This is a genomic window from Herbaspirillum sp. BH-1, from assembly GCF_002870055.1.
In the GTDB taxonomy this organism is placed as follows: domain Bacteria; phylum Pseudomonadota; class Gammaproteobacteria; order Burkholderiales; family Burkholderiaceae_D; genus Herbaspirillum; species Herbaspirillum frisingense.
In genome coordinates this window covers 158,127-182,057 of the sequence record NZ_PKOI01000005.1, presented here as the reverse complement: position 1 = coordinate 182,057, position 23,931 = coordinate 158,127, and the positions used below count along the sequence as shown (strand labels likewise).

At 64.5% G+C, this 23,931-nt stretch carries 20 protein-coding genes; 13 read left to right on the top strand and 7 right to left on the bottom strand.

Going from position 1 to position 23,931, the window contains the following annotated elements:
• Positions 1-14 precede the first annotated feature (14 nt).
• The 4 genes from HBH1_RS09125 to HBH1_RS09110 form a co-directional block, all read right to left on the bottom strand.
• Positions 15-1,718, bottom strand: a complete 1,704-nt coding sequence (locus HBH1_RS09125) for a putative bifunctional diguanylate cyclase/phosphodiesterase (protein ID WP_233207571.1) — start codon at positions 1,716-1,718, stop codon at positions 15-17.
• A gap of 25 nt (positions 1,719-1,743) precedes the next feature.
• Positions 1,744-2,112: a response regulator transcription factor gene (locus HBH1_RS09120; RefSeq protein WP_006462217.1), complete on the bottom strand. Its 369-nt coding sequence runs from the start codon at positions 2,110-2,112 to the stop codon at positions 1,744-1,746.
• A 197-nt stretch (positions 2,113-2,309) separates the two neighbouring features.
• Positions 2,310-2,975: a response regulator transcription factor gene (locus HBH1_RS09115; protein WP_102662483.1), complete on the bottom strand. Its 666-nt coding sequence runs from the start codon at positions 2,973-2,975 to the stop codon at positions 2,310-2,312.
• Positions 2,972-4,048 (bottom strand): sensor histidine kinase, encoded by a 1,077-nt coding sequence (locus HBH1_RS09110; protein WP_158243286.1) that lies wholly within the window; start codon positions 4,046-4,048, stop codon positions 2,972-2,974. The genes HBH1_RS09115 and HBH1_RS09110 overlap by 4 nt, the downstream gene beginning before the upstream one ends.
• Before the next feature lie 321 nt (positions 4,049-4,369).
• Between HBH1_RS09110 and HBH1_RS09105 the strand changes: the two genes are divergently transcribed.
• On the top strand, positions 4,370-5,890 hold the full coding sequence (locus HBH1_RS09105; protein ID WP_102662481.1) for an aminotransferase-like domain-containing protein: 1,521 nt from the start codon (positions 4,370-4,372) through the stop codon (positions 5,888-5,890).
• On the opposite strand, the gene HBH1_RS09100 is transcribed toward HBH1_RS09105, so the two are convergent.
• The gene (locus tag HBH1_RS09100) at positions 5,854-8,643 is read right to left on the bottom strand and encodes a bifunctional diguanylate cyclase/phosphodiesterase (RefSeq protein ID WP_102662480.1); all 2,790 of its coding nucleotides are present in this window, start codon (positions 8,641-8,643) and stop codon (positions 5,854-5,856) included. The genes HBH1_RS09105 and HBH1_RS09100 overlap by 37 nt on opposite strands.
• 289 nt (positions 8,644-8,932) lie before the next feature.
• On the opposite strand from HBH1_RS09100, the gene HBH1_RS09095 reads away from it, so the two are divergent.
• From HBH1_RS09095 to HBH1_RS09080, 4 genes are all read left to right on the top strand, one after another.
• A complete protein-coding gene (locus HBH1_RS09095) occupies positions 8,933-9,169 on the top strand; it encodes a hypothetical protein (RefSeq protein WP_006462222.1) in 237 nt (78 codons plus the stop codon).
• A gap of 164 nt (positions 9,170-9,333) precedes the next feature.
• The gene (locus HBH1_RS09090) at positions 9,334-10,032 is read left to right on the top strand and encodes a response regulator (protein ID WP_102662479.1); all 699 of its coding nucleotides are present in this window, start codon (positions 9,334-9,336) and stop codon (positions 10,030-10,032) included.
• A complete protein-coding gene (locus HBH1_RS09085; protein WP_102662478.1) occupies positions 10,029-11,420 on the top strand; it encodes a sensor histidine kinase in 1,392 nt (463 codons plus the stop codon). The genes HBH1_RS09090 and HBH1_RS09085 overlap by 4 nt, the downstream gene beginning before the upstream one ends.
• Positions 11,421-11,488: 68 nt before the next feature.
• Complete coding sequence (locus tag HBH1_RS09080) at positions 11,489-12,049, top strand: cytochrome b (protein WP_102662477.1); 561 nt, start codon at positions 11,489-11,491, stop codon at positions 12,047-12,049.
• A 111-nt stretch (positions 12,050-12,160) separates the two neighbouring features.
• Here HBH1_RS09080 and HBH1_RS09075 read toward each other — a convergent pair whose 3' ends face one another.
• Positions 12,161-13,087, bottom strand: a complete 927-nt coding sequence (locus HBH1_RS09075) for a LysR family transcriptional regulator (protein WP_006462229.1) — start codon at positions 13,085-13,087, stop codon at positions 12,161-12,163.
• A gap of 447 nt (positions 13,088-13,534) precedes the next feature.
• On the opposite strand from HBH1_RS09075, the gene HBH1_RS09070 reads away from it, so the two are divergent.
• The 7 genes from HBH1_RS09070 (at position 13,535) to HBH1_RS09040 (ending at position 20,671) form a co-directional block, all read left to right on the top strand.
• Complete coding sequence (locus HBH1_RS09070; RefSeq protein WP_182991974.1) at positions 13,535-14,653, top strand: porin; 1,119 nt, start codon at positions 13,535-13,537, stop codon at positions 14,651-14,653.
• Between the two features lie 81 nt (positions 14,654-14,734).
• The gene (locus HBH1_RS09065; RefSeq protein WP_102662475.1) at positions 14,735-15,787 is read left to right on the top strand and encodes an ABC transporter substrate-binding protein; all 1,053 of its coding nucleotides are present in this window, start codon (positions 14,735-14,737) and stop codon (positions 15,785-15,787) included.
• Positions 15,788-15,882: 95 nt separating this feature from the next.
• Positions 15,883-16,743, top strand: a complete 861-nt coding sequence (locus HBH1_RS09060) for an ABC transporter permease (RefSeq protein WP_102662600.1) — start codon at positions 15,883-15,885, stop codon at positions 16,741-16,743.
• Positions 16,740-17,519 carry an ABC transporter permease gene (locus HBH1_RS09055; RefSeq protein ID WP_102662474.1) on the top strand — a complete coding sequence of 260 codons (780 nt, stop codon included), beginning with the start codon at positions 16,740-16,742 and terminating at the stop codon, positions 17,517-17,519. Before HBH1_RS09060 ends, HBH1_RS09055 begins: the two co-directional genes overlap by 4 nt.
• A 12-nt stretch (positions 17,520-17,531) precedes the next feature.
• Positions 17,532-18,545, top strand: a complete 1,014-nt coding sequence (locus HBH1_RS09050) for an ABC transporter ATP-binding protein (RefSeq protein ID WP_102662473.1) — start codon at positions 17,532-17,534, stop codon at positions 18,543-18,545.
• Positions 18,546-18,577: 32 nt separating this feature from the next.
• On the top strand, positions 18,578-19,546 hold the full coding sequence (locus tag HBH1_RS09045; protein WP_102662472.1) for a nucleoside hydrolase: 969 nt from the start codon (positions 18,578-18,580) through the stop codon (positions 19,544-19,546).
• Between the two features lie 51 nt (positions 19,547-19,597).
• Positions 19,598-20,671, top strand: a complete 1,074-nt coding sequence (locus HBH1_RS09040; RefSeq protein ID WP_102662471.1) for an adenosine deaminase family protein — start codon at positions 19,598-19,600, stop codon at positions 20,669-20,671.
• A 15-nt stretch (positions 20,672-20,686) separates the two neighbouring features.
• Here the strand turns inward: HBH1_RS09040 and HBH1_RS09035 are convergent, their stop codons facing one another.
• Complete coding sequence (locus tag HBH1_RS09035; protein WP_102662470.1) at positions 20,687-22,390, bottom strand: methyl-accepting chemotaxis protein; 1,704 nt, start codon at positions 22,388-22,390, stop codon at positions 20,687-20,689.
• Between the two features lie 302 nt (positions 22,391-22,692).
• On the opposite strand from HBH1_RS09035, the gene HBH1_RS09030 reads away from it, so the two are divergent.
• Positions 22,693-23,931, top strand: a complete 1,239-nt coding sequence (locus HBH1_RS09030) for a multidrug effflux MFS transporter (RefSeq protein WP_102662469.1) — start codon at positions 22,693-22,695, stop codon at positions 23,929-23,931.

Here is a 23,931-nt window from a genome sequence, read left to right as displayed (position 1 = left end):
GCGCCCTGTGACCTTCAGGCCGCCGCTTCTTCGCGCATCTGGCCGATCACGAAACCCAGCAGCTGCGGCTCCGCCAATGGGCGGCTGTAGAAGTAGCCCTGGATTTCATCGCAACCCAGGCGCTTGAGCCATTCGCGCTGCTGCACCGTTTCCACGCCCTCGGCAATGACCTTGATGTCCAGCGTATGGCCCAGGCCGATCACCGCCTGCACGATGGCAGCGTCCTGTGAATTGGGGCGTAGCTGGCTGACGAAGGAGCGGTCGACCTTGAGCTTGTCGATGGGGAAGCGTTTCAGGTAGGCCAGGCTGGAATAGCCGGTGCCGAAATCGTCGATCGACAGCTTCAGTCCCAGTGCGCGCAGTTCGTGCAAGAGTTGCACGGCGGCCTCGGTATGCTCCATGACGGCGCCTTCGGTGATTTCCAGTTCCAGGCAGGCGGGATTGATGCCGGTGCGCGCCAGCAGCGCCTGCATGCGCGCCAGGAAATCGGGGTGGCCGAAGTGGCGCGCCGAGATGTTCACGGCGACCACCATGTCGCGTCCGCTCAGGTTGCGCAGCGCGTGGATCTGGGCACAGGCACGTTCCAGCACCCATTCCCCGATGGCGATCACCAGGCCGGATTCCTCGGCCACGGGGATGAAATCGCCCGGCGGCACCAGCTGGCCCTGGCGACGCCAGCGCACCAGCGCCTCGAATCCGACCAGGCTGCCGTCCTGCAGCGATTGCTGGGGTTGCAGGTGCAGTTCCAGTTCGTTGCGTTCCAGGGCGTGTACCAGTTGGGCCTCCAGTTCAACCCGGGCCACCGCTTCGGCGTTGAGCGCTTCCGAATAGGCCACCAGCATGTTGCCACCCTGTGCGCGGGCCGATTGCAGCGCGGCGTCGGCATTGCGCAGCAGTTGCACGGCGTCGCCGCCATGACGCGGATACTCGGCCGCCCCCAGGCTCAGGTTGGAATAGACTTCGTGGGCGCGGCAGCTGAAAGGCCGCTGCATGCCGGCCTGCAGGGCCACCAGCGCCCGCGAGAAATCCTCGGAGTCAGCATGGTGGCGATACAGGATCACGAAATTGGCGCCATCCAGGCGGAAGACCTCGCCGTGATAGGCCCCGGCAATGCTGCGCAGACGGGATGCGATATCGGTGATCATGGCGTCGGCGAATTCATGGCCGTAGGCGCCGATGACGCGTTCGAAGCGATCGACGCTGCCCAGCACCAGGGTATGGCCGCGGCCACGCAGGTGCAGTACGCGGTGTTCCAGCGAGCGGCGATGCGCCAGACCGGTCAGCGGATCGTGCGCGGCCTGGTGTGCCAGCGCGTCTTCGGAGCGGAAGCGGGCGCGGATGTGATACATCATGAACAGCGCCGTGGCCAATGCCAGCAGATTGAACCAGTGCACCAGACGGGCGATGCGGTTCAGGTTCAGGTCCACCATGCCGCCCTCGCGCAGCAGTTCGGTCACGTCATGCATGCCCATGCCATTGAGGGTCCAGTGCACCAGGGGATCGGCGGCATGGCGGATGTTTTCCACGGTGTTCTGCATGACCATGGACAGGCTGGCGCCGCAGGCCACGACCAGGGTGAGCAAGAGGTAGATGGGCCAGCGTGAATGACGGGCCAGGCGTTGCCGCAGGCTGATCTCCTGGGCTGCCGGTGCGATTGCGGTCACCAGACTGCGCAGGCTGTCTTTCCAGCGGCGTGGCATGGCTTGGGTCTGCTGCATCAGATTTTCCATCTTCCCCCCCGGGTCATTGCTTGAGTAGAGTTTCCACCGTCTGCAGCATCTCGTCGCCATCGAAGGGCTTGCCGAGGAAGGCCGAGCGGCCGGCCGCCACCACCCGCGCCGCTACCGCCACGGTGGGATACGACGTGATCACCACCACCGGCATGGCCAGTTGGCGGCCGCGCAGCCATTCCAGCAATTCCACGCCGCTCATGCCGGGCATCTGGACATCGGTGACGATGCAATCCATGGCCTCATAGGCTTGTTCGGCGACAAAGTCGTCGGCGCTGGCGTGACATTGCACCGTCCATCCCATGGAGCGCATCAGCGCCGAGAGGGCCTCGCGCATGGAGGCGTCATCGTCGATTACGGCAATCTTGCTTGGCTGGTTCACTGCATTCCCTTGGCGATGCCGGCTCGGAGCGCCGGCCTGTCTTCTGCATCCGTATGGATGAGACGAATTCTTGATTGCAGGTTATCAAGCCCGGGCCGGGGCGGGAATCATACATTGGTATGAGCGAGGGTAAGACGGGCGCCGACACGCCATTCGGCCTGGCCGGCCGGTGCCCTGCCGTGGCATTGCGCCAGGCTTCAGGCGCGCGGCTTGAGCCCTTGCTGCTCCAGGGCCTGACCCATGCGCACCAGGTCGGCGAAGGAACGTGCCTGCATCTTCTTCATGGCATGGCCGCGATGGATCTTCACCGTCACCTCGCTGGTGCCAAGCTCTCCGGCGATCTGCTTGTTCAGGAGCCCGCTGACGGCCAGCCACATGACTTCGGCCTCGCGCGGCGTCAGGCTGGCATAGCGTGCCTGCAGGCCGGTGCGCGCCAGGCGCTGCTCCAGCTGCAGCCGGTCCTTCTCGTGGGCGGTGGCCACGGCGTCCAGCAAGTCCTGCTCGCGGAAAGGTTTGGTCAGGAAATCGATGGCACCGGCCTTCATGGCCCGCACGCTCATGGGGATGTCGCCATGGCCGGTCATCAGGATCACCGGCATGTCCACGCCGCTGCGCACCAGTTCGGCCTGCACATCCAGCCCGCTCACGCCCTGCAGCCGGACATCCAGCAGCAGGCAGGAGGGACTGCTCTGGATCGGACGCTGCTGGAATTCGATGGCACTGGCATAACCGAACACCTGCAGGCCCACCGAGCGCAGCAGGCTGTCCAGCGCCTCGCGCAGGGCCGGGTCGTCGTCGACGATATATACCACCGGCACCGCAGGTGCGGCCTCGGCGGCGGCCATGCGTGCCACCGGGCTCATTGTTCATCCCCCTGGATCGGCGGCAACTGGACGGTCATCAAGGCTCCTTGTGGCTTGCGATGGGCGGCGACGATGCTGCCGCCGAGCGATTCGAGGATGGAGCGGCAGATCGCCAGACCCATCCCCATGCCCTCCTTCTTGGTGGTGAAGAAGGCGGCGAACAGTTGCTTGAGCTGCTCTTCGCTGAAGCCGGGGCCGTTGTCGGCCACTTCGATAAAGAGCATGCCTTCCGGCGTGAGGCCGCAACGCACTTCGATCACCGGCGCGATGGTCCGCGCCTCGTGCATGGCCTGGGCCGCGTTCATGACCAGATTGATCAGCACCTGCTGCAATTGCACCTTGTCGGCCAGCACGGCCGGCAATCCCGGCGGCAGGTCCAGTCGCAGCTTCACATGCAGGCGCTGCAATTCGCGCCCCAGCAGGTCGCAGCTTTCCGCGCTGATCTGGCTCACATCCAGCGGCACGAAGGTCGGTGCCGAGGGGCGCGCCATGCTGCGGATGCGCTGGATCACTTCGCTGGCCCGCTTGGCGTTCTGCTGCATGGCATCGACCGCGCGTCGCACTTCCTCCAGTACCGGTTCCTCGCGGTTGAGCCAGCGCAGGCCGGCCTGGCCGTGGGTGACGATGGCCGCCAGCGGCTGATTGACTTCGTGGGCGATGGTGGCGGTGAGTTCACCCAGGGTGCTCACCCGACTGGCGTGGGCCAGCTGGCTGCGGGCCTGGTTCAGGGCTTCTTCCCGTTGCAGCAGGGCAATGGTTGCGTCCTGCCCCTTGACGGCCAGAAATCCGGTAATGGCGATGGCGGCCAGACTGACCAGGCAACGGGTCAGGGCCGCCTCGTCCTTGAAGAAACCATGGGAGATCAGATAAGCGAGCAGAGTCAGGCCCATGCAGAACAGCATCACGGCGATCACGCCGCGCCGTGGCCAGATCCAGACCGACATCAGCACCACGCCGACGTAGAGCACGGCAATGGCCACGTCCAGCTCGGTGAGTGCATCCACGGCAAAGATCGCTACCGTCAGTGCCGCGGCCGCGGCCGGTACTGCCGGCGAACGATTGAATCGGTACATACTGCTCCCCCCTGCTGGCTTGCCTGTTTTTATGTGGACCGGTTGTGGTCCCTGAATGATGGTCAGGACCGCGGATGGCGATCCTTCCTTCCGGACGCGAGTATATAACCTGCGAGGCGGACAAAGCACATGTATTACACCAAAGTATAGGGTGCCCATCGGATGAAAACCGGCCGCTGGCGCAGGCCTGGAGCGGGGCCGCTCTCATGGCATGGGGAAGCGTGGGTGAAACCGGCAAGCGTCCATACCTTCGTATGATTGGCGTCCTGACAGCCCGGTCCTAGGATGCGTCCATCCGATTGCTTTGCTACGGGAAAACCCATGAAGCTCTACGAAACCCTCGCCGACACCATCCGGCGCCAGATCCAGGAAGGCGTGATGCTGCCGGGCGAGAAGATTCCTTCCGTCCGTCGCGCCAGCCAGCAATACCACCTGAGCATTTCCACGGTGATCCGGGCCTTCCTGCTGCTGGAGAGTCAGGGACTGATCGAGAGCCGCCCGCAGTCGGGCTATTTCGTGCGCCTGCGCCAGGCAGCGGCCTGCCCGCCCGGCCCCGTGCCGGTACCGGCGCGCCCTCCTTGCCTGCCAGTGCCACCTGCGGATGCCACGCCGGCGGCGCTGGTGCTGCACAATCTGCGCTCCATCAACTGCAATGCCCGCATCCCGCTGGGTTCGCCCTACCCCGACCCGGCGTTGTTCCCGTCGGCGCGCATCACGCAGCTGGCACAGGGCTTCTACAAGCGCCGCGAACAGCGCGAACTGATCGGCACCTTGCCACCCGGCAATCTCGACCTGATCCGCCAGATCGCGCGTCGCCATCTGGAGACCGGACTGCCGGTCCAGGCCGGCGAAATCATCATCACCCAGGGCGCCACCGAAGCCCTGCAGCTGTGCCTGCAGGCTATCGCCCGGCCGGGTGCGGCCATCGCCGTGGAGTCTCCGACCTACTACGCCCTGCTGCACGCCATCGAACGTGCGGGCATGCGCGCCCTGCCCATCCCGACCGATCCCGGCCAGGGCATCGACCTGCCTTCGCTGGACCGTGCCCTGGCCAGTGGCGAGGTGGCCGGTGCGGTGGTGATGAGCAACTTCCAGAATCCTCTGGGCTTCCTGATGCCCGATTCGCGCAAGCAGGCGCTGGTGCGCCTGATGGCGTCCTACCAGTTGCCGCTGGTGGAAAACGACGTCTATGGCGAACTGCACTACAGCGACCAGCGCCCGCGTCCGGCCAAGAGCTACGACGAGCAGGGACTGGTGTTGTATTGCAGTTCCTTCTCCAAGAGCCTCACCCCGGAGCAGCACATCGGCTGGACCATGCCGGGTCGCTATCGGCAAGCCGTGGAGCAACTCAAGTTCCTCAACACCGTGAGCATGCCCACCCATCCCCAGCGGGCGGTGGCGGAATACCTGCAGAACGAGGGCTATGATTTCCATCTGCGGCGGCTGCGCAAATTGCTGATGCAGCGCGAACGCATCATGCGTTCGGCGGTATTGCGGTTCTTCCCCACCGGCACCCACTGCTCGCAGCCGCAGGGGGGCTATCTGCTGTGGGTCAGCCTGCCGCGCTCGGTGCGGGCCATTGAACTGCACGCGCGCGCCCAGGAGGCTGGCATCAGCGTAGCGCCGGGTGACATGTTCAGCAGCGATCCGGCCTTCCATCACTGCATCCGCCTGAACTACAGCTTCCCCTGGGAACGCGACGTCGAAGCAGCTGTGCGCACCCTGGGTGAACTCTGTCACGACATGGTCGCCAGCACAGGCAGTGCCGAGCGGGAGATGCAAGCGGGACTGAGCACTATGACCTTTCAGCCGCCCGCCACCGGACTGATCAGCGCCAGATGAATGCTGCGCGGCGCGCCGGTACCCGGTTCGCTGTCCTCCGAATGGCCCGGTGCGGCCAGCGTCACGCCCATCCGCAACTCCTCCAGCGGCATGGGCTTGCCGAACAGATAGCCCTGGAAACCGGCACACCCCAGACGACGCAGGGCCGCCCACTGCTCGCTGGTCTCCACCCCTTCCGCGACCACATCCAGCCCCAGGCCTCGCGCCAGGTTGACGATGGTCTGCACGATGGACCAGGCATGCGGCGTCTGCAGCATGTCCTGCACGAAGGATCGATCGATCTTCAACTGGTCCAGCGGCAGTTTCTTGAGATAGCTCAGCGACGAATAGCCCGTACCGAAATCATCCAGCGAGAAGCCAAGACCAGTCTCCTTGAGCATGGCCATGCGGGTGATGAGCGTATCGACGTCGGTGAGCAGCATGCTTTCGGTCAGCTCCAGCTTGAGCCGGCGCGGATTGGCACCGGTGCGCTCCAGGATGTCCAGCACACATTGCGCGAAGTCAGGCTGGCGGAACTGGCGCGCGCTGACATTGACGGCGATGGTCAGGTGCGCCGTCTGTGCATCGCCAGCCCAGGCGGCCAGCTGCTCGCAGGCAGTGGTCAGCGCCCATTGTCCGAACTCCACGATCAGGCCGGCCTTTTCCGCCTGGCCGATGAAGGCCGCCGGATACACCATCCCGCGTTGCGGATGCTGCCAGCGCATCAGTGCCTCTACGCCTGCGAGGCTGCCGTCGGCGCGCACGATGGGCTGGTAATGCAGGCGCAGTTCGCGCCGTACCAGGGCGTGACGCAGATCGTTTTCAAGCATCGCCATCTGGTCCAGCACTTCCTGCATGGAGGGACAGAAGAAGCGATAGGTATTGCGCCCGGCGGCCTTGGCCTCGTACATCGCCATGTCGGCCTGGCGCAGCAGGTCATTGACGGTATGCCGGCCGGCCCCGAACAGCACCACCCCCAGGCTGGGCGTACTGCGCACCTCGCTGCCCTGCAGTTCGTAGCCGGCATTGAGCGCGGTGAGTATCTTGCGGCAGACGCATTCGGCATTGTTCTCCGCTTCCTCGATCTGGCTGCCCAGGTTTTCCAGCAGGATGACGAATTCATCCCCGCCCAGGCGGGCCACGGTATCGATTTCGCGCGTGACCTGCTGCAGGCGCATGGCCACCAGTTCCAGCAGACGATCACCGGTATCGTGACCCATGGTGTCGTTGAGGCCCTTGAAGTTGTCCAGGTCGACGAAGATCACCGCGCCATACTGCCCGGCGCGGGCATAGCGCGCTACCGCCTGTGACAGGCGATCCAGCAGCAGGCGCCGGTTGGGCAGGTCGGTCAGGCCATCGTAATAGGCCAGGCGCGCAATCTCCTCCTCGGCCGCCTTGCGTGCGCTGATGTCCATGCGCGTACCCACCATGCGTAGCGGACGGCCGTGCGTATCGCGCTCGACCAGCTTGCCGCGACACTGTATCCAGACCCAGTGACCTTCCTTGTGGCGCATCTGGTATTCGGCCTCGAAGCAATGACGACTATCGGCCAGATGCAGGCGCAACGCGTGATCCAGAGCCGCCATGTGTTCCGGGTTGACCAGCGTGCGCCATTCGCCCGGGGCGTCGAACTGGCGCTCGGGCGGATAACCGAGCATGGCATTGGCCCGCCCGTCGACGCTGCGCGTATCGGCCTGGATATGCCAGTCCCACAGGCCCAGATTGGCGCCGGACAAGGCCAGCTCCATGCGTTCGTTCATCTCCGCATGCTGCCGCTCGCGCTGGTGGGTGAGGACCTGCACCGCACGCCGCCGTCCCTGCAGCAACGCCAGCACCAGCGCCGCCGCCAGGGCGAACAGCAGCCACATGAGCAGGAATGAATGTGCCGGCTCATGCCAGCCGGCATTGATATGGTCGACGCTACGCGAGAGGCTGATGACCAGGGTCTTGTCCAGCCCCAGCTCGCGGCTGGTGATGGTCCGCTGCACCATCATGCGCGCCTGACCCTGGGCGTCCTTGCCGGTCTGTACGCTGGTGATCTCGCCACTGCGCAGATGCTGGCGCAGGAAATCGTCCGGCCCCGCGCGGCCCTGCCCGGCCTGACGCATCTGGGCCGCATTGGCCGGCACGAACAGCAGGCGCCGCCCGTCTTCGCCGGTGATGGCAATGCTCATGTCGTCGGCGTAGAGCGCCGAGCGCATCACGGCGTCAAAGTATTCCGGATTGAGGATGGCGCTGACCGCGCCCTCGACGCGGCCATCGGCCGTGGTGATGGGCAGCGACAGCTTGATGTTGAACACGCCCGGCGTATTTTCGAAGGGCTGCGAGACATACATCACCTGCCCCGACGACATGCGCGGGATCTGCGAGAGGAAATCGCGGTCGTCCAGGCGGCGATCGGCGATATCGTCGGCCGAGCGCACGATATGGCCGCTGCCATTGAGTACCACGATGGCGCGCACGCCCGGCATGGCGCGCTTGAGCGATTGCAGCAGCAGGCTCTGGCAGTCCGCATGACAGCTGGCACCGTCGGCCAGGGCATCGCGGGCACTCTCCAGGGCATTGCGCACGCCCTGGAACTGATGGGCCAGATTTTCTTCGATGATGCGGGCCTGGGTCTGCATGCGCGTGGTCTCGTCGGCATGGATCAGACGCCGCTCGGACCACACGAAGTTGGCGATCAGTAAGGCCGAAAAACCCAGTGCGGCCGCATAGGCACACCATTCGATCATGGTGCGACTGTAGCCATCGCCTCCCTGCCTGTTGGTTCTCATGATGCGCTTCCTTCCTCACGCCATTGCGGGCGCCATTGGGTCGATTGGAACGCAGTCTAGGGTCGGCACCACGGGCGCGGTACATACACAGCCCGTCGGCCAGGGGGAACACAGTTCGCAGTCGCGGAAAAACCACCATAACAGCCGCAAAAGCAGTACAGATGCGGCCCCGCGCGCTACAGCACAGCACGCCATGGTGTGGCGCGCAGGCCGCAGGCTTTCTATCCTGCGTCCATCCCGGCTGTTCCCGGCCCGCGCCAGATGAAGGGAAACCGACTACGGAGGAAGAATGGATATCGAAGTGATGGGGCAATACGAGATCGTGCTGGAGGCGTTTTCCAACCTGTCCAATACCGGTTGGATGCCTTTCGTCACCATCTACCGCGGCCGTTCCAGTTCGCGCCGCAGTATCTGCGTGGTCCAACGGCAGCGGGTGGAAACCAATCTGCCGGCCCACAGCCGCGAACAGGCCATTGAAGCCGCACGGGCGTTCGCAGCGCAGCGCATTGGCAACGGCCGGCTCTGATCAGCGGTTTGAGGCGCAGGCGCACCGCCACCTGCGTCCGCTATTCCGTCATGCAAGCCATACCATCGGCAGGATAGGCCCCGCCAGCATTTCCTTTCCCCCACACTTTTGCCGTAGACTCTAACGCCGCCGGTACAACGTCCCGGCTCCACCCAGGCAAGGCGATGAGAATACTGCTGGTAGAAGACGACATCATGATCGGCGAGGAAGTCCGCGCGGCGCTGCGCGAGGCTTCGTATGCGGTCGACTGGGTACGTGACGGGGCCGCTGCCCTCTCCGCACTCTCCGCACTGTCGTCTGCCTCGTCCCTGTCGGCCACCCACCAACCGGTCTACGCGGCCGCCCTGCTCGATCTCGGACTGCCTGGTCGCGATGGTCTCTCCGTCTTGCGCCAGTTGCGCAGTGGCTGCGACATTCCCGTGCTCATCATCACCGCCCGCGATGGCGTGCAGGATCGCATCGATGGCCTGGATGCAGGGGCTGACGACTATGTCCTCAAGCCCTTCGCCCTGGGCGAACTGCTGGCCCGCCTGCGCGCCGTGATGCGGCGCAAATCGGGTGCCGCCACCGACCTGCTGGACAATGGCGCCGTGCAGCTGGACCTGGGCACCAAGACCGCCCGCTGGCAGCAATCGCCACCGGTGAGCCTGTCGGCCCGCGAGTTCGCCTTGCTGCAGGCGCTGATGCAACGCCCCGGCGCCATTCTCTCGCGCAGCGATCTGGAAGAACGCATCTACGGCTGGGGTGAGGAAGTGGAGAGCAATGCCGTCGAATTCCTGATCCATGCATTGCGCAAGAAACTGGACAAGGACGCCATCCGAAACGTCAGGGGCATGGGATGGATGGTCGCGCGTCCAGTATGAGCCGCTCCCTGCAGGCGCGCCTGTCGCTGGCACTGACCGCGACCATCCTGCTGGTGGCGGTGGGCGCGGGTTGCTTCGGCTTCATTAGTGCCTATCGCGATTCGATCCGCATGCAGGATGACATGTTGCGCCAGGTGGGCGCCCTGATCGCCCGCATGGGCGGCACATTGCCCGAGGCCGGTGCCGTAGGCCGCTATCCCGGTGGCGATCACGAATCTCGCATCGCCGTGCAATGGCTAGCCTCACCGGGAGAGACGACGGCCCAGGCCGAGCACGGGCAGCGCCCCTTGCCGCTGCCGGCGGACCTGCATGACGGTTTGCAGACCGTCTTCATGCATCACGAGAACTTCCGGGTCTACGTGCAAGCGCTGGAATCGGGACGGCGCATCGCCCTGTCGCAGGAAACCGATGTCCGTGACCATATCGCCTACCGCAATGCCTGGCGTGCGCTGATCCCGGTGCTGATCCTGGTGCCCGTCCTGCTGCTGGCCCTGCAACGCATCATCGGCAAGCTGTTCGCCCCGCTGCAGAGCCTGCGCCGGGACATCGACCAGCGCCGCGATGATCAGCTGGAACCCATCGCCACCACCGCCCTGCCCACCGAAATCCTTCCCTTCGTGGAGGCCATCAACCGCCTGCTGGCACGGGTACAAGGCGCCATGCGCAGCCAGCGGCGTTTCGTGGCCGATGCCGCCCATGAGTTGCGTACCCCGCTGGCAGCCTTGTCATTGCAGGCCGAGCGGCTGCAGCAGAGCGAGATGTCCGACACCGCCCGTGAACGTTTGCGGCGCCTGGGCAGCGGCATCGAACGCAGCAAGGCGCTGGTGGCGCAGATGCTGGCGCTGGCCCGTGCCCAGGGCGGCGAGGCCGCAGGGTCTGCTGATGCCTCGCAGCGCCGCCATTTCGTCTTGCGCGAGGCAGTACGACCAGTGCTGGAAGACCTGTTGCCGCTGGCGCAACAGAAGGATATCGATCTGGGCGTCGATGGCAGCCTGGAGGTCGAGGTCTGCTCCAACCCGCTGGAACTGGGCTTGCTGTTGAACAACCTGATCGACAATGCGGTGCGCTACACCCCGCCCGGCGGGCGCGTCAGCATCGCTGTTGCAGGCGCGGCCGCCACCCAGGGAGGTCAGGTGCGCCTGGAAATCAGCGACACCGGCCCGGGCATCGCTGCCGAGCAGCGGGAGCGGGTGTTCGAACCTTTCTATCGCATCGACCCGGCGGCGGCGCCCGGCTCCGGGCTGGGACTTGCCATCGTGCAATCACTCGCAGCGCGCCTGGACATCGCCTTGTGGCTGGAGCACGCCGAGGCGTCCACCGGCCGCGGCCTGAGGGTGATCCTGGAGATTCCTGCCGCCGAGAAGTCTGCTGATCACCCGATTTCTTGAGCCAGGCTAATGCCGGTCTAAGTTTCCGGCTTTACTATTCCGGTTTCGCCAGCCAAGGAGTAGCCAGCATGAACCAACCGTCCGACACCCTGCAACGAACGCGCTATCATCCGCTCTCGGCCGCGCTGCACTGGCTGATGTTCCTGCTCTTCGTGGTGGCGCTGGCCACCATCGAATACCGCGACGATGTTCCCAAGGGCGATCCCCTGCGCGACCTGCTGCGCACGGTGCACATGCACGCCGGCCAGCTTGTGCTGATCCTGGTGGTGGTGCGCCTGATCGCCCGCAAGATGCTGGGCGTGCCGCCCGAACTGCCCTTGCCCCGCTTGCAACGTCTGGGGGCGCATGCGGTACACCTGCTGTTGTACGTGGTGATGATCGGCCTGCCCATTACCGGCATCCTCTTCACCCAGGCCGGTGGCCGCGAGGTGGTGTTCTTCGGCAGCACACTGCCGGTGATCCTGGCCAAGGACATGGCCTTGCGCGGGCCGATCAAGGAAGTCCATGAATTCATGGGCAATGCCGTCTATTTCCTGGTGGGCCTGCATGTGCTGGGCGCGCTGTGGCACCAGTTCTTCGATCGCATGCCCATCCTGCAGCGCATGTCGCTGCGGTCTTCCGGCAAATAGACCACCCTTTAAATGAAACGCCGTCCGGTGCATTCAGTACCAGACGGCGTTTTTTCATGGCGGCAACGACATGTTGTGCGCACCGTCAAAACTACCCAGCCGAGCCAGGCTTCAGAACCAGTGATTGGCCTGCTTCAGGTCACTGCGCAGTTCACGGAAGCAATGGTCGGTCCAGTCGCTGCGACTGATCTCGTTGCGCCGCATGAGCACGATCTTGCGCTTCAAGGTCGGTTGCCGCAGCGGTGCCACGTGCAGGCTGTCGTCGCGCAGGTAGGTGGTGTAGAGGCTGGGCATGATGCCGATGGCAATGCCGGCCCGCACCACTCCGTACAGCGATTCGCTGTGCACCACCTGATAGCGGCGCGAGGACGCCAGTCCGTGCTGCATCAGCGCTGCCGAGGCGAATTCCCACACGCTGCCCTGGGTGAACAGCACGATCTCTTCCCCGGCCATCTGCCGCCACTGCACTTCCTTGGCCCCGGCCAGGGCATGGTGGCGGGAGACGATCAGGACCAGCTCATCCTCGAACAGGGTCACCGTTTCCAGTGTCTGGGAAGACAGCGAATCGGGGGGCTTGATACCCACGCAGAAGTCCAGCTTGCCTGAGTGCAAGGCGTCCAGCAGGGCGTCGTTGGGCATGTCCTGTAGCAGGATTTCCACATGCTCGTCGTGCGCCTGGTTGTAACGGGCGATCACCGCCGCCGTCAGCGTGACCGCCGAGGGGATGGCGCCGACCCGGATGCGGTGCCGTCCGGTGCCGATGGCATGCTCGATATCGTCGAAGATATTGCTGGCCGTATTGAGCAGGTGACGCGCATATTCCAGCACCACAGCACCTTGCGCGGTGAGGCTGATCTGGTGCGTGGTGCGGTCGAAAAGCCGCGTCCCAAGCTGGTTTTCGAGCTGCTTGATGGACGCCGACAGGGCTGGCTGGGTCACCGCGAGCGCATCGGCGGCGCGGCTGAAACTGTTGGTGTCGGCCAGCGTGACCAGCGCCTGCAGGTGACGAAGGGTGACTTTCTGATTCAATTTGATCATGGCATTGCCAAAAAGACAGGGCAGGAAAACCGTCTCGGTTATAAATCCAGTTTATGAAATTATAAATATAAACAAATTATATTATTTAAGGACTTGTCCTATCCTCCACACCGTTCGCAGTACTAGAACTCAGTTCATAAATAGGCGGGAGATGCGTTCTTCCCAGAAAGGGTGCTGGCAAGGCGCGCGACGCGTCGTGTGGCGGTGCCACACGCAAGGAGCGCAACGCGGCCAGCGCCCTTTCTGGGAAGAACCCGCAGGGAGCGGCCCGTTTGGGCGAATTGCTGCGTTACGAACTTGGGTCAAGACGCCCAGTCTTGACCCAAGTTCGCGCCTTGCACTTCATCCCAAACGGGACTCGCTCGCACTCCCGCCTATTTATGAACTGAGTTCTATCCATCAAGAGCGGTCGCAAGACCACCATCAAGACTCACCACAGGGGCAGGAATGAAAAAACACTGGATGATCGGCGCACTGGCTATTCCGGCAGCGCTGGCAGGCGCACAGGCGCAGGCACAAAGCAAGGTCGAGATCTACGGCCTGATTTCGGGTGGCGTGGGCTACCTCAGCAATCAGGGCGGACCGCACAATCTGGAGGCGCTGTCCGGCACCAACCAGAACCCGCGCATCGGTTTCCGCGGCCAGGAAGACCTGGGCGGCGGCAACAAGGCCATCTTCAACCTGGAAAACGGCTTCAACATGATGACCGGCGGCACCGCCCAGAACGGGCGCCTGTTCGGTCGCCAGTCATGGGTCGGCCTGTCCTCCAACAGCATGGGCACCGTCACCCTGGGCCGTCAGTATGAAGCCGTCAAGGACTACCTCGGCCCCGTGGTCATCGCCAGCAACGGCGTACACATCGGCGACAACGACAACGGCTACAACAACCTGCGCGTGCAGAATTCGGTCAAGTACGTCAGCCCCTATTTCAACGACTTCAACGTCACCGCCGTCTATGGCTTTGGCGAAGCGGCCGGCGACGCCGCCGTGAACCGCGTCATGAGCATCGGCTCCGGCTACAAGGGCGGCAACTTCCGCTGGGCCGTGGCCTACACCCAGATGGACCAGCCCAACAGCAGCAAGAGCCCGGACGGCGCCATGGGCAACGACTACGCCAGCTCGCTGCTGATCTTCAACAAGAGCGCGGTCAACAGCTCGGCTGGCGTGCGCCGCCAGCGCATCGCCGGTACCGGCGGCTTCTACATTGTGGGCAATACCGATTTCGGCGCGATGTACAGCAACGTCAAGTATGAATACCTGGACAACACCAAGTTGACCCTGCAGAACGTGGACATCAACCTGGTGCACCACTACACGCCGCAACTGAACCTGGGCGCGTCCTACTTCTATACCACCGGCAAGTACGACACCATCAACACCAACCCCAAGTGGCACCAGGTCAACTTCCAGGCTGACTACTTCCTGTCCAAGCGCACCGACGTGGCCATCACCTACAGCTACCAGATGGCCGCTGGCGATGCCACCAAGGCCACCATCTTCGGCTTCCCGTCCTCCAGCGACAAGAAGCAGGCGGTGCTGATGCTGGGCGTGCGTCACGTCTTCTGATCGTTCTCCCCAGGCCTGGCCGCCGGCTCCCTCGGCGGTCGGGCCTACAATACAAGTCTTTTGTCGGTTTCAAGGATAGTCATGTTGAACAAAGCCCCCTTCACCCGTGCTTCGGCCGCCCTGGTCACTGCCGGCCTCGGCCTGTCCCTGCTGAGCGCGCCGGTCCACGCGGAAAAGCGCACCCTGGTGCTGTCGGCCTACCCGATTTCGCAGCCATTGTTCAACAAGCTGGTCTATGCACCGTTCAAGGAAAAATGCGGCTGCGAGATCGTGGTCGAGACCGGCAACAATGCCGACCGCATCGCCAAGCTGGATGCCCGCCGCAACAACCCGGTGGTGGACCTGGTGCTGTTGTCGGACTTCGGCATGCTGGAAGCCGCCCGCAAGGGCCTGGTACAGCCGCTGGACTACAGCCAGCTGAAGAACTACAGCCAGATCTATCCCTTCGCCCGCAATCCCATCGGTGGCAACTACGCCGTGGGTTACACCATCTACTCGGTGGGTCTGGTCTATCGCAGCGACAAGACCGCCGCACCCAAGTCCTGGAAGGACCTCTGGAATCCCGAACTGAAGGGCCGCATCGCCCTGCCGGATGTGAGCACCACACAGGGCCCGCTGGCGCTGCAGATGGCCGATCTGGCCTGGGGTGGCAAGGGCGGCGACTATGCCGCCGGCATGCAGAAGATCCTGTCCATCAAGAACAACGTGGTGACCTTCACCAAGAACAGCGCGCAGCTGTCCTCGCTGTTTGCCCAGGATGAAATCTGGGTCGCCCCGGTGGCGCGCTTCACCTGGTCGCAACTGATGAAGACCGGCATGCCGCTGAAGTGGGCCATCCCGGCCGAAGGCCAGGCCGCCGGCATGAATGTGATGGGCATCGTCGCCAAGTCCAGGAACGCCGACCTGGCCTATCAACTGATGGATTTCTGGCTGTCCAAGGACGTGCAGACCGCGCTGGCGATGGAACTGGTGGATTCGCCCGTGAACACCCAGGTGGTGCTGCCCAAGGACAAGGCCGAATTCAATACCTATGGCGGCGAACATATCGCCTCGCTCAAGTTCGTCAAGCCGGAAGACCTGCTCAAGCACCGCTCCGGCTGGCTGGAACAGCGGAACAAGGGCATCAGCAAGTAATTCATCTGACACGCCCGACGCCATCGTCGATGGCCGCTCTCCTGCGGGATGGCGGCCGTCGCTGTCGTTCATCTTCCTGACATCGTTTGCCCAACATGCTCGCCCAACCCAAAACCCGCCTCGGCCTGATGCTGGTCACGCCGGCGCTGATCTTCACCGTGGTCTGCTTCCTGCTGCCGGTGGTCGCCCTGTTGCTGGGCGCCTTCCGCACCGGCGGCCCGGACAGCCTGGACGGTGGCCCGCTGCAATGGAGCCTGGCCCGCTTCGCCGATTTCTTTGCCGAACCGCTGCACCTGCAGGTGCTGTGGCGCACCCTGCGCATCGCCGCCCTGGTCACCCTGTGCTCGGCCCTGCTGTGCTATCCCGCCGCGCAAGCCATCGTCCGGGTGGCGCCACGCTGGCGCGGACTGGTGCTGGGCATGATGATCCTGCCGCTGATGGTGTCGCCCATTGCGCGGACCTATGCCTGGATCGTGCTGTTCGGGCGCAATGGCGCGGTCAATGCCGTGCTGCTGCAACTGGGCCTGACCGATGAACCGCAACGCCTGCTCTTCACCGAGATGGCGGTGTTCGTGGGCTTGCTGCAGTTGCTGCTGCCGCTGATGCTGATGTCGCTGGTCAGCGCCATGGAAAACATCTCCGCCGATCTGGCGCTGGCGGCCTCCACCCTGGGTGCCAATGCCTGGCAGGTCTTCTCCCGCATCACCCTGCCGCTGACGCAGGAGGGCTTGATCGTGGGCGGCACGCTGGTATTCACCGGCAGCGTCACCGCCTATGTCACCCCGGCCTTGCTGGGTGGCCCCAAGGTCTTGATGCTGGAAACCCTGCTCTACCAGAAGGTCAGCGTGGAGAGCGACTTCGGCACCGCCAACGTGATCGCGGTGATCCTGGTGGCGATGACGCTGGCCGTCAACGCCGGATTGAAACGCATTGCCGCTCCCCGGAGGACGACATGAAACAAGGACTGTTCCCGCGCCTGGTGCTGTGGGCCGTGATGCTGTTCCTGCTGGGACCGTTCATCATCGTCTTCCTGGCCGGCTTCAGCGGCGGCGAGACGCTGGCCTTCCCGCCGCCCTCCTATTCGCTGCGCTGGATCGTGGCGGTGCTGCAGGCCGACGAATTCCGCCAGGCCTTCGGTACCAGCCTGGAAATCGGCCTGCTGGCGACCGTCATCGCCCTGCTGCTGGGCGTGCCGGTGGCCTATGCCATGTCACGCATGCCGCCGCCCGGCATGGCGGTGATCAAGCAGGTACTGACCTCGCCCCTGATCATCCCGGCCATGCTGGTGGGCCTGGGCCTGCTGCGCCATTTCGTGCTGGTGATCGACGCGCCGGTGTTCCTGGGTCTCTTGATCGGCCACGTCGGCCTGTTGACGCCCTATGCGGTACGGGTGGTCTATTCCAGCCTGGCCAACCTGCGCGTGGACATCGAGGAAGCCGCCATCACCCTGGGTGCCACCCGCGCCCAGACCTTCCGCCTGGTGGTCTTGCCCAATATCCGGGGCGCCGTGATCGCGGCCTTCTTCCTGGCCTTCGTGACCTCCTTCAACCAGGTGCCGGTGTCGCTGTTCCTGACCGGACCTGGCATCAGCACCCTGCCCATCGAGATGCTGGGCCACATGGAAAACAGCTTCGATCCCTCCATCGCCGCGCTGTCCACGCTGCTGGTGCTGTTCACCATGGCCTTCGTGCTGATCACCGAAAAGGTGCTGGGCATTTCCAAATACATGTGATGTGAGAACGTGATGAGTTACCTGACACTGCAGCAAGTCGCCCTCGGTTATGGCAACGCCAAGACCGCCGTGCAAGGGCTGGACCTGGACGTGGCCCGGGGCGAGCTGATTTCCCTGCTCGGCCCCAGCGGCTGCGGCAAGACCACCACCATGCGCGCCATCGCCGGCCTGATCGAGCTGCGCGCCGGCAGCATCACGCTGGACGGACGCGACATCAGCCGTCTGCCGCCCAACAAGCGCGACATCGGACTGGTATTCCAGTCCTATGCCCTGTTCCCGCACCTGAACGTGTTCGACAACGTGGCCTTCGGCCTGCGCCTGCGCAAGGTACCCGCGGCCGAACTGCGCCAGCGGGTGGAGAAGGTGATTGCCGCGGTCGGCCTGGCCGGCTTCGAGGCGCGCCTGCCGGCGCAGATGTCGGGCGGCCAGCAGCAGCGCGTGGCGCTGGCACGGGCCATCGTGATCGAACCCAAGCTGCTGTTGCTGGACGAACCGCTGTCCAACCTCGACGCCAAGCTGCGCGTGCAGATGCGCGCCGAGCTGCGCCGCATCCAGCGTGAGCTGGGCATCACCATGCTCTACGTCACCCACGACCAGGATGAAGCGCTGGCAATGTCGGACCGCATCGTGGTCATGAACGGCGGCAAGATCGAGCAACTGGATACGCCGGAACGCCTCTTCAATGCCCCGCGTACCCGCTTCGTCGCCAATTTCATGGGATTCGAAAACCTGTTCGACTACCGCGACGGCGCCCTCCACGGCCCGCAGGGCAGCCTGCCCTGCCCCGGCCTGCCCGCTGGTACCGCCTGCGCCGGCTGGCGCGTGCAGCAGGTCCAGGTCGGCAGCGGCGGCTACCAGGGCCGCGTGCTGTCACGGGGCTTCCTGGGTGAATCGGTGGAATATCTCTTGCAGACTGCTCTGGGCGAAGTGCGCGGCATGGCCCCGGCCGCCCAGGCACTAGCCCGTGAAGGCGACGACGTGGCCTTCCACCTGCCGTGCGAACAGGCCCTGACGCTGCCCGCCTGAGCAGGCCCCTACCCTCCAAGGAAAACAAGAACATGCACAAGATCTGGCTTGATACCGACCCCGGCTTCGACGACTGGCTGGCCATGCTGATGCTGTCGGCCAATCTCGATGTGAACTGGCTGGGCGTGTCGGTGGTGGCGGGTAACGCGCCGCTGGCGACCACCTACGACAATGCGCTGCGCATCAAGCAGCACTACCAGCTGGATGTGCCGGTCTATGCCGGCTGCGAGAAGCCGCTGGCCGGCAGCATCGAGACCGCGCAATCCATCCTCGGCCAGGCCGGCATGGCCACCACCGGTGACGCCTTGCCGCAGGTCGATATCGCCGAACTCGAAGCGCGCCAGTCTCAGCAACTGCAGCGCTCGCCGCTGCCGCACGCGGTGGATGCCATGATCGAGGCGATCCGCCTGCACGCGGGCGAGATCACGCTCATGTGCATCGCGCCGCTGACCAATGTGGCCATCGCCCTGCAGCGTGCGCCCGAGATCGCCACCATGGTCAAGGAAATCATCCTCATGGGGGGCTCGGCCGACCAGGGCAATCACACGGCGGCCGCCGAATTCAACATCTTTGCCGACCCCGAGGCGGCCGATGTGGTGTTCCAGTCGGGCATCCCCTTGCGCATGTTCGGGCTGAACCTGTGCCGCCAGTTGCTGGTCACCGCCGACGAGGTGCAGCAGGTGCGCGCCCTGGGTACACCCCGCGCCCGCTGGCTGGCCGGCTACTTCGATGCCTATCTGCGCATCCGCAGTCCGGATGGCTCGGTGCCCATGCCGATGTACGACCCGGCGGTGGCGATCTGGCTCAAGCGTCCGGAACTGTTCAGCTTCCGCTCGGCGCGGGTGGATATCGAACTGCAGGGCCGGCTCACGCGCGGCATGACGGTGTGCGAATTCCGCGTCCCCCGTCGCGCCCCGGCCAATACCGAGGTCGCCATGACCGTCGACGGCCCGCGTGCCATGCAATGCATGATGCAGGAGCTGCTGGGCACGCTGTCCTGAAGACGCCCCCCGCCACTCCTCCCTGAACCGATCTTCCGCGATGTTTCGTCTATGAGTTTTAACGACCCCACCGATACCGGCCCGCTGACGCTCGAACAATTCGTGCGCGCCCTGCCCAAGGTCGAATTGCATTGCCATCTGTTCGGCGCGGTGCGCCGCCAGACCTTCAGCGAACTTTCCGCGCGCGCCGGCCATCCGGTCTCGGCCGAAGAGATCGAAGCCTTCTACACGCGCGGCGAAAAGCCGGTCGGCGTGCTGCGCGTGCTGCGCGCCCTCGATGCCGTGCTGATCCGGCAGCCCGACGACCTCTACCGCATCACCTACGAATACCTGCAGGATGCCTGGCAACACGGTGTGGCCTACAGCGAATTCTTCTGGAACCCGACCGGCACGGTGCGGGTCTCGGGCATCGCCTATGACGCCGCACAAGACGCCATCGTGCGCGCCATCGTGGATGCAGAACGGGACATCGGCATCATCGGCCGCCTGATCCCCAGCATCGACCGCGAAGCCAGCCCCGACGAGGCCCTGACCATGGTGCAGTGGATGCTGCAGCATCCGGCGCCGCAGGTGGTGGGCATCGGCATGGACTACCGCGAGAACGACCGTCCGCCCGAGCTGTTCAAGGCCGCCTACCGCCTGGCGCGCGAAGCCGGCCTCAAGACCACCGCGCATGCCGGCGAATTCGGCATGCCCTGGAACAACGTGGCCACCGCCATCGACCTGCTGCAGGTGGACCGCGTCGACCACGGCTATACCATCGTCGACAATCCGGCCCTGCTGCAGCGCTGCATCGAACGCGGCCTGATCTTTACCGTGGTGCCGACCAATTCCTATTACCTGCGCACGCTGCCGCCACAACGCTGGGCGCAGGACCATCCGATCCGCCAGATGCTGGCCGCCGGCCTGCGCCTGCACCCCAACACCGACGATCCGACCCTGCATCTGGTCACGCCCACCGGCGCCTGGCTGATGATGCTGCAGCTGGGCGCCGACATCGATGCCCTGCGCGGCTTCATGCTCAACGGCCTGGATGCCGCCTGGATGGCACCGGCCCTGCGCGAGCGCTGGCGCCTGGAGTGGCCGGTGCGCTTCGATGCCTTGCGCGCACGCCTGGTCAGCTGAGCTTGTGAACAGGCCCTAATCCACCAGCAGCAGCGGGATTTCCTCGTCGAAGTTGGGCAAGAGCTTGAATTCCCCGACCAGCTGCGCCAGCCGGTCGGCCTGTTCCTGCATTGAATCGGAGGCCGACGAGGTCTGCTCGACCAGGGTGGCGTTCTGCTGAGTGACGTCGTCAAGCTGCTTGACCGCCATCGAGATCTGCTGCAGTCCGCTGGACTGCTCCACACTCGCACTGGCGATATCGCCCATCAGGTCGTTGACCCGCTGCACGCTCTCGACCACGTCCGCCATGGTCTGGCCGGCTTTCTTGACCAGCAGGTTGCCGCTCTCCACCTTGTCCACCGAATTGTCGATCAATAGCTTGATCTCCTTGGCAGCGGCTGCCGCACGTTGCGCCAGGTTGCGCACCTCGCCGGCCACGACCGCGAAGCCGCGTCCCTGGGTACCGGCCCGGGCCGCCTCCACCGCCGCATTGAGCGCCAGGATGTTGGTCTGGAAGGCAATCCCATCGATCACCGTGATGATCTCCACGATGCGGTGCGAAGAATCCTTGATCGAGGCCATCGTCGTCACCACCTCGGCCACCACCGACCCTGCCTCGCGCGCCACCTGCGAGGCGGTACCGGCCAGCTGGCTGGCGCGCTGGGCATTGCCGGCGTTGCGCTGCACGTTGGCATTCATCTGCTCCATCGAGGCTGCCGTCTCTTCCAGCGAACCGGCCTGCTCTTCGGTGCGCGAGGACAGATCCTGGGAACCCGAGGCGACCTGGGCCGCCGATACGCGGATCGAGTCGGCCCCCTCGCGCACCTGCCGCACGATGCAGGTGAGCCCGTCGCGCATTTCCTTCAAGGCGTAGAGCAGCATGCGGGTCTCTCCCTTGTAGCCGACATCGATCGGCGCCGTCAGGTCTCCGTGGGAAACGCGCCGGGCGACCTCCACGGCCCCCGCCAGTGGCCCGGCGATGGCCTTGTACACCACCAGCAAGGTCCCGCCCAGCACCAGCAGGCTGGTGCCGATGAGCAGGTAGACCATCCGCGTCATGCGGTCTGCGACTTCCTGGGCTTCTTGCACCTGGCCGGCCGTCCTCTGGTCCAGCATGGCGAAGAACTCGTCGACCGGGTGCATGATCCGGGCCTTGTTCTGGTGGTAGCTCGCGTCATGCATCATCTGCCGAGCCTGTTCCAGTTCGTTGCGGTTGGCACTGGCACCGGCGGCGCGCTGCGCCTTGACCATCTCCATGGCACGGGTCTCGATCTGGACCAGGGTATCGGAAATGTTCTTGGCCTCGGTCAGCTTGCTCAGCTCGGCGGCGGTGAAGCCATTCTCGCGCATGAGATCGGTGAGCGCTGCGCTGACATTGCTGTCCGGACGCGGCGCACGCCCCTCGGCATCGACGAAGTCCCAGTAGATGCGCTCGTAGTGCTGCGGACGTGCTCGCCTGCCGTCGCGGATGTCCAGCACCGCCTGGTAGTGCTGGGCGTAGACCGGATCGCCGGTGACCACGTAGGTGCGCGCCAGCCGGGTCAGGTCGTCCGAGCTCTGGCGCAGCTCGGCGGCCAGCAGAAAGGAGCTGAAACGCTGCTCATTGGCCCGGTTCAGGGCCATGTTGGCGTTTTCCTCCTCATAGGCTGCCAGCACGATGAGTGCCATCAGCATGGCAATCACCGTCACCAGCGCGATAAAGATCTGCCGGATCGAAAACCGGCGAAAGATGAAATTCACGATAGCTCCCTCCCCCAAGGAATTGACAGCCGCCGCCGCGCCACCTGGCGGGGCAGGCAGGCTGGTTTGCGGTCGGCAGACGATACGTCCGTGGGAACGAGGGGAGTCGAATATCGAAAGTTTACTGCTCTCGTCTCGAATTATTTCTACAAGATGATGTTTTACAGGCATCAGAACTTGCCATTCTGCTCTGGCCAATAATGAAACTTTAGGCGGCCCTCCCGCCCGAGCTGAGCCGCTGCCAGCAGAAAACTGCATCAAGGTTCACAATAGCGGTCTTTGTCTACGCAGCATCCCCCTTCATGAGCTCTTCTGCCAAGCCGTCTCCGAACCACCCGCGCTTCCTGCTGTTCCTGATCTGCGCCTTTGCCTCGGCCGGCCAGCTGGCCATCGACCTGTACGTGCCGGCGCTGCCGGAGATGGCGATCGACTACGCCACTTCGGCCCAGGCCATCCAGACCAGCGTGACCGGCTACCTGATCGCCTATGCCTTCGGACAGCTGGTGTTCGGGCCGCTGGCCGACGCCTTCGGCCGCAAACGCATCCTGGCCCTGGGGCTGGGCCTGTTCACGCTGGGCTGTGTCCTGACCCTGGTGGCGCCCAACCTGGAAACCTTCGTCGCCGCCCGCATCCTGCAGGGCTTCGGCATCGCCGCCACCAACCTGCTGGCCAAGGCCATCATCACCGACTCCTTCGCCGGCCAGGCGCTGGTGCATGCCTACACCTACATGGCCATTGCCTGGGGCCTGGCGCCCATCGTCGCCCCGGTGATCGGCGCACACCTGCAGGAAGCCTTCGGCTGGCGCTCCTGCCTGGTGTTCCTGCTGATCTACTCCTTCGCCATGTGGGCCATCCTGTGGCGTTACCGGGAGACGCTGGCCCAGCCGGTGCACCTGCACCCCAGGACCTTGTTCAGGAACGCCCGCATGGTGCTGGCCAGCCCGGTGTTCCAGAGCTGCTTCCTGGCCCAGGGCCTGTGCTACAGCATCCTGCTGGTGTTCAACATCGTCGGCCCTTTCATGGTGCAGAACACCCTGCATCAACCACCGACCTTCTTCGGCTACATGGCGCTGGCCATCGGCATGATGTATTTCCTGGGCGGCATTTCCAATCGCATCCAGCATCGCCGCCTGCCCAGTGCCGAAGCGCGCCTGCGCATCGGTGCGCGGGTCATGGCCGGTGCCGCCTTCGTCATGCTGGCGCTGGCCCTGACCGTGGGCCTGCAGGTGTGGACGCTGATCACACCGGTGCTGGTGATGGGCTTCTGCGCCGGCGCCATGTATCCCACGCTGATGGCCAAGGGCAATTCGATCTTCCCGCATATCGCCGGGCTGACCAGTGCCATCCTCGGCTTTGCGCTGCTGCTGGTGTCCTCGGGGATGATGGGGCTGGCCGGCTTCGTGTCCATCCATAGCCTGACGCCGCTGGCGGTGTTCTTCTGCATCGTCAGCCTGACCGTGATCCTGATGGTGTCCAAGCTGTTGCAACATCTGCAAGTGCCGCCTGCCGCCGCCATGGCGCAACCGGGTCCGGGGCGCTGA

Excerpts from the sequence above, each read along its gene's own strand:
- HBH1_RS09060 (WP_102662600.1), top strand. The coding sequence starts at position 15,883 with ATGCTCGCCCAACCCAAAACCCGCCTCGGCCTGATGCTGGTCACGCCG.
- HBH1_RS09095 (WP_006462222.1), top strand. The coding sequence starts at position 8,933 with ATGGATATCGAAGTGATGGGGCAATACGAGATCGTGCTGGAGGCGTTT.
- HBH1_RS09090 (WP_102662479.1), top strand. The coding sequence starts at position 9,334 with ATGAGAATACTGCTGGTAGAAGACGACATCATGATCGGCGAGGAAGTC.
- HBH1_RS09125 (WP_233207571.1), bottom strand. The coding sequence starts at position 1,718 with ATGCAGCAGACCCAAGCCATGCCACGCCGCTGGAAAGACAGCCTGCGC.
- HBH1_RS09100 (WP_102662480.1), bottom strand. The coding sequence starts at position 8,643 with ATGAGAACCAACAGGCAGGGAGGCGATGGCTACAGTCGCACCATGATC.
- HBH1_RS09065 (WP_102662475.1), top strand. The coding sequence starts at position 14,735 with ATGTTGAACAAAGCCCCCTTCACCCGTGCTTCGGCCGCCCTGGTCACT.
- HBH1_RS09055 (WP_102662474.1), top strand. The coding sequence starts at position 16,740 with ATGAAACAAGGACTGTTCCCGCGCCTGGTGCTGTGGGCCGTGATGCTG.
- HBH1_RS09115 (WP_102662483.1), bottom strand. The coding sequence starts at position 2,975 with ATGAGCCCGGTGGCACGCATGGCCGCCGCCGAGGCCGCACCTGCGGTG.
- HBH1_RS09030 (WP_102662469.1), top strand. The coding sequence starts at position 22,693 with ATGAGCTCTTCTGCCAAGCCGTCTCCGAACCACCCGCGCTTCCTGCTG.
- HBH1_RS09085 (WP_102662478.1), top strand. The coding sequence starts at position 10,029 with ATGAGCCGCTCCCTGCAGGCGCGCCTGTCGCTGGCACTGACCGCGACC.
- HBH1_RS09040 (WP_102662471.1), top strand. The coding sequence starts at position 19,598 with ATGAGTTTTAACGACCCCACCGATACCGGCCCGCTGACGCTCGAACAA.
- HBH1_RS09075 (WP_006462229.1), bottom strand. The coding sequence starts at position 13,087 with ATGATCAAATTGAATCAGAAAGTCACCCTTCGTCACCTGCAGGCGCTG.
- HBH1_RS09110 (WP_158243286.1), bottom strand. The coding sequence starts at position 4,048 with ATGTACCGATTCAATCGTTCGCCGGCAGTACCGGCCGCGGCCGCGGCA.
- HBH1_RS09080 (WP_102662477.1), top strand. The coding sequence starts at position 11,489 with ATGAACCAACCGTCCGACACCCTGCAACGAACGCGCTATCATCCGCTC.
- HBH1_RS09045 (WP_102662472.1), top strand. The coding sequence starts at position 18,578 with ATGCACAAGATCTGGCTTGATACCGACCCCGGCTTCGACGACTGGCTG.
- HBH1_RS09105 (WP_102662481.1), top strand. The coding sequence starts at position 4,370 with ATGAAGCTCTACGAAACCCTCGCCGACACCATCCGGCGCCAGATCCAG.
- HBH1_RS09070 (WP_182991974.1), top strand. The coding sequence starts at position 13,535 with ATGAAAAAACACTGGATGATCGGCGCACTGGCTATTCCGGCAGCGCTG.
- HBH1_RS09050 (WP_102662473.1), top strand. The coding sequence starts at position 17,532 with ATGAGTTACCTGACACTGCAGCAAGTCGCCCTCGGTTATGGCAACGCC.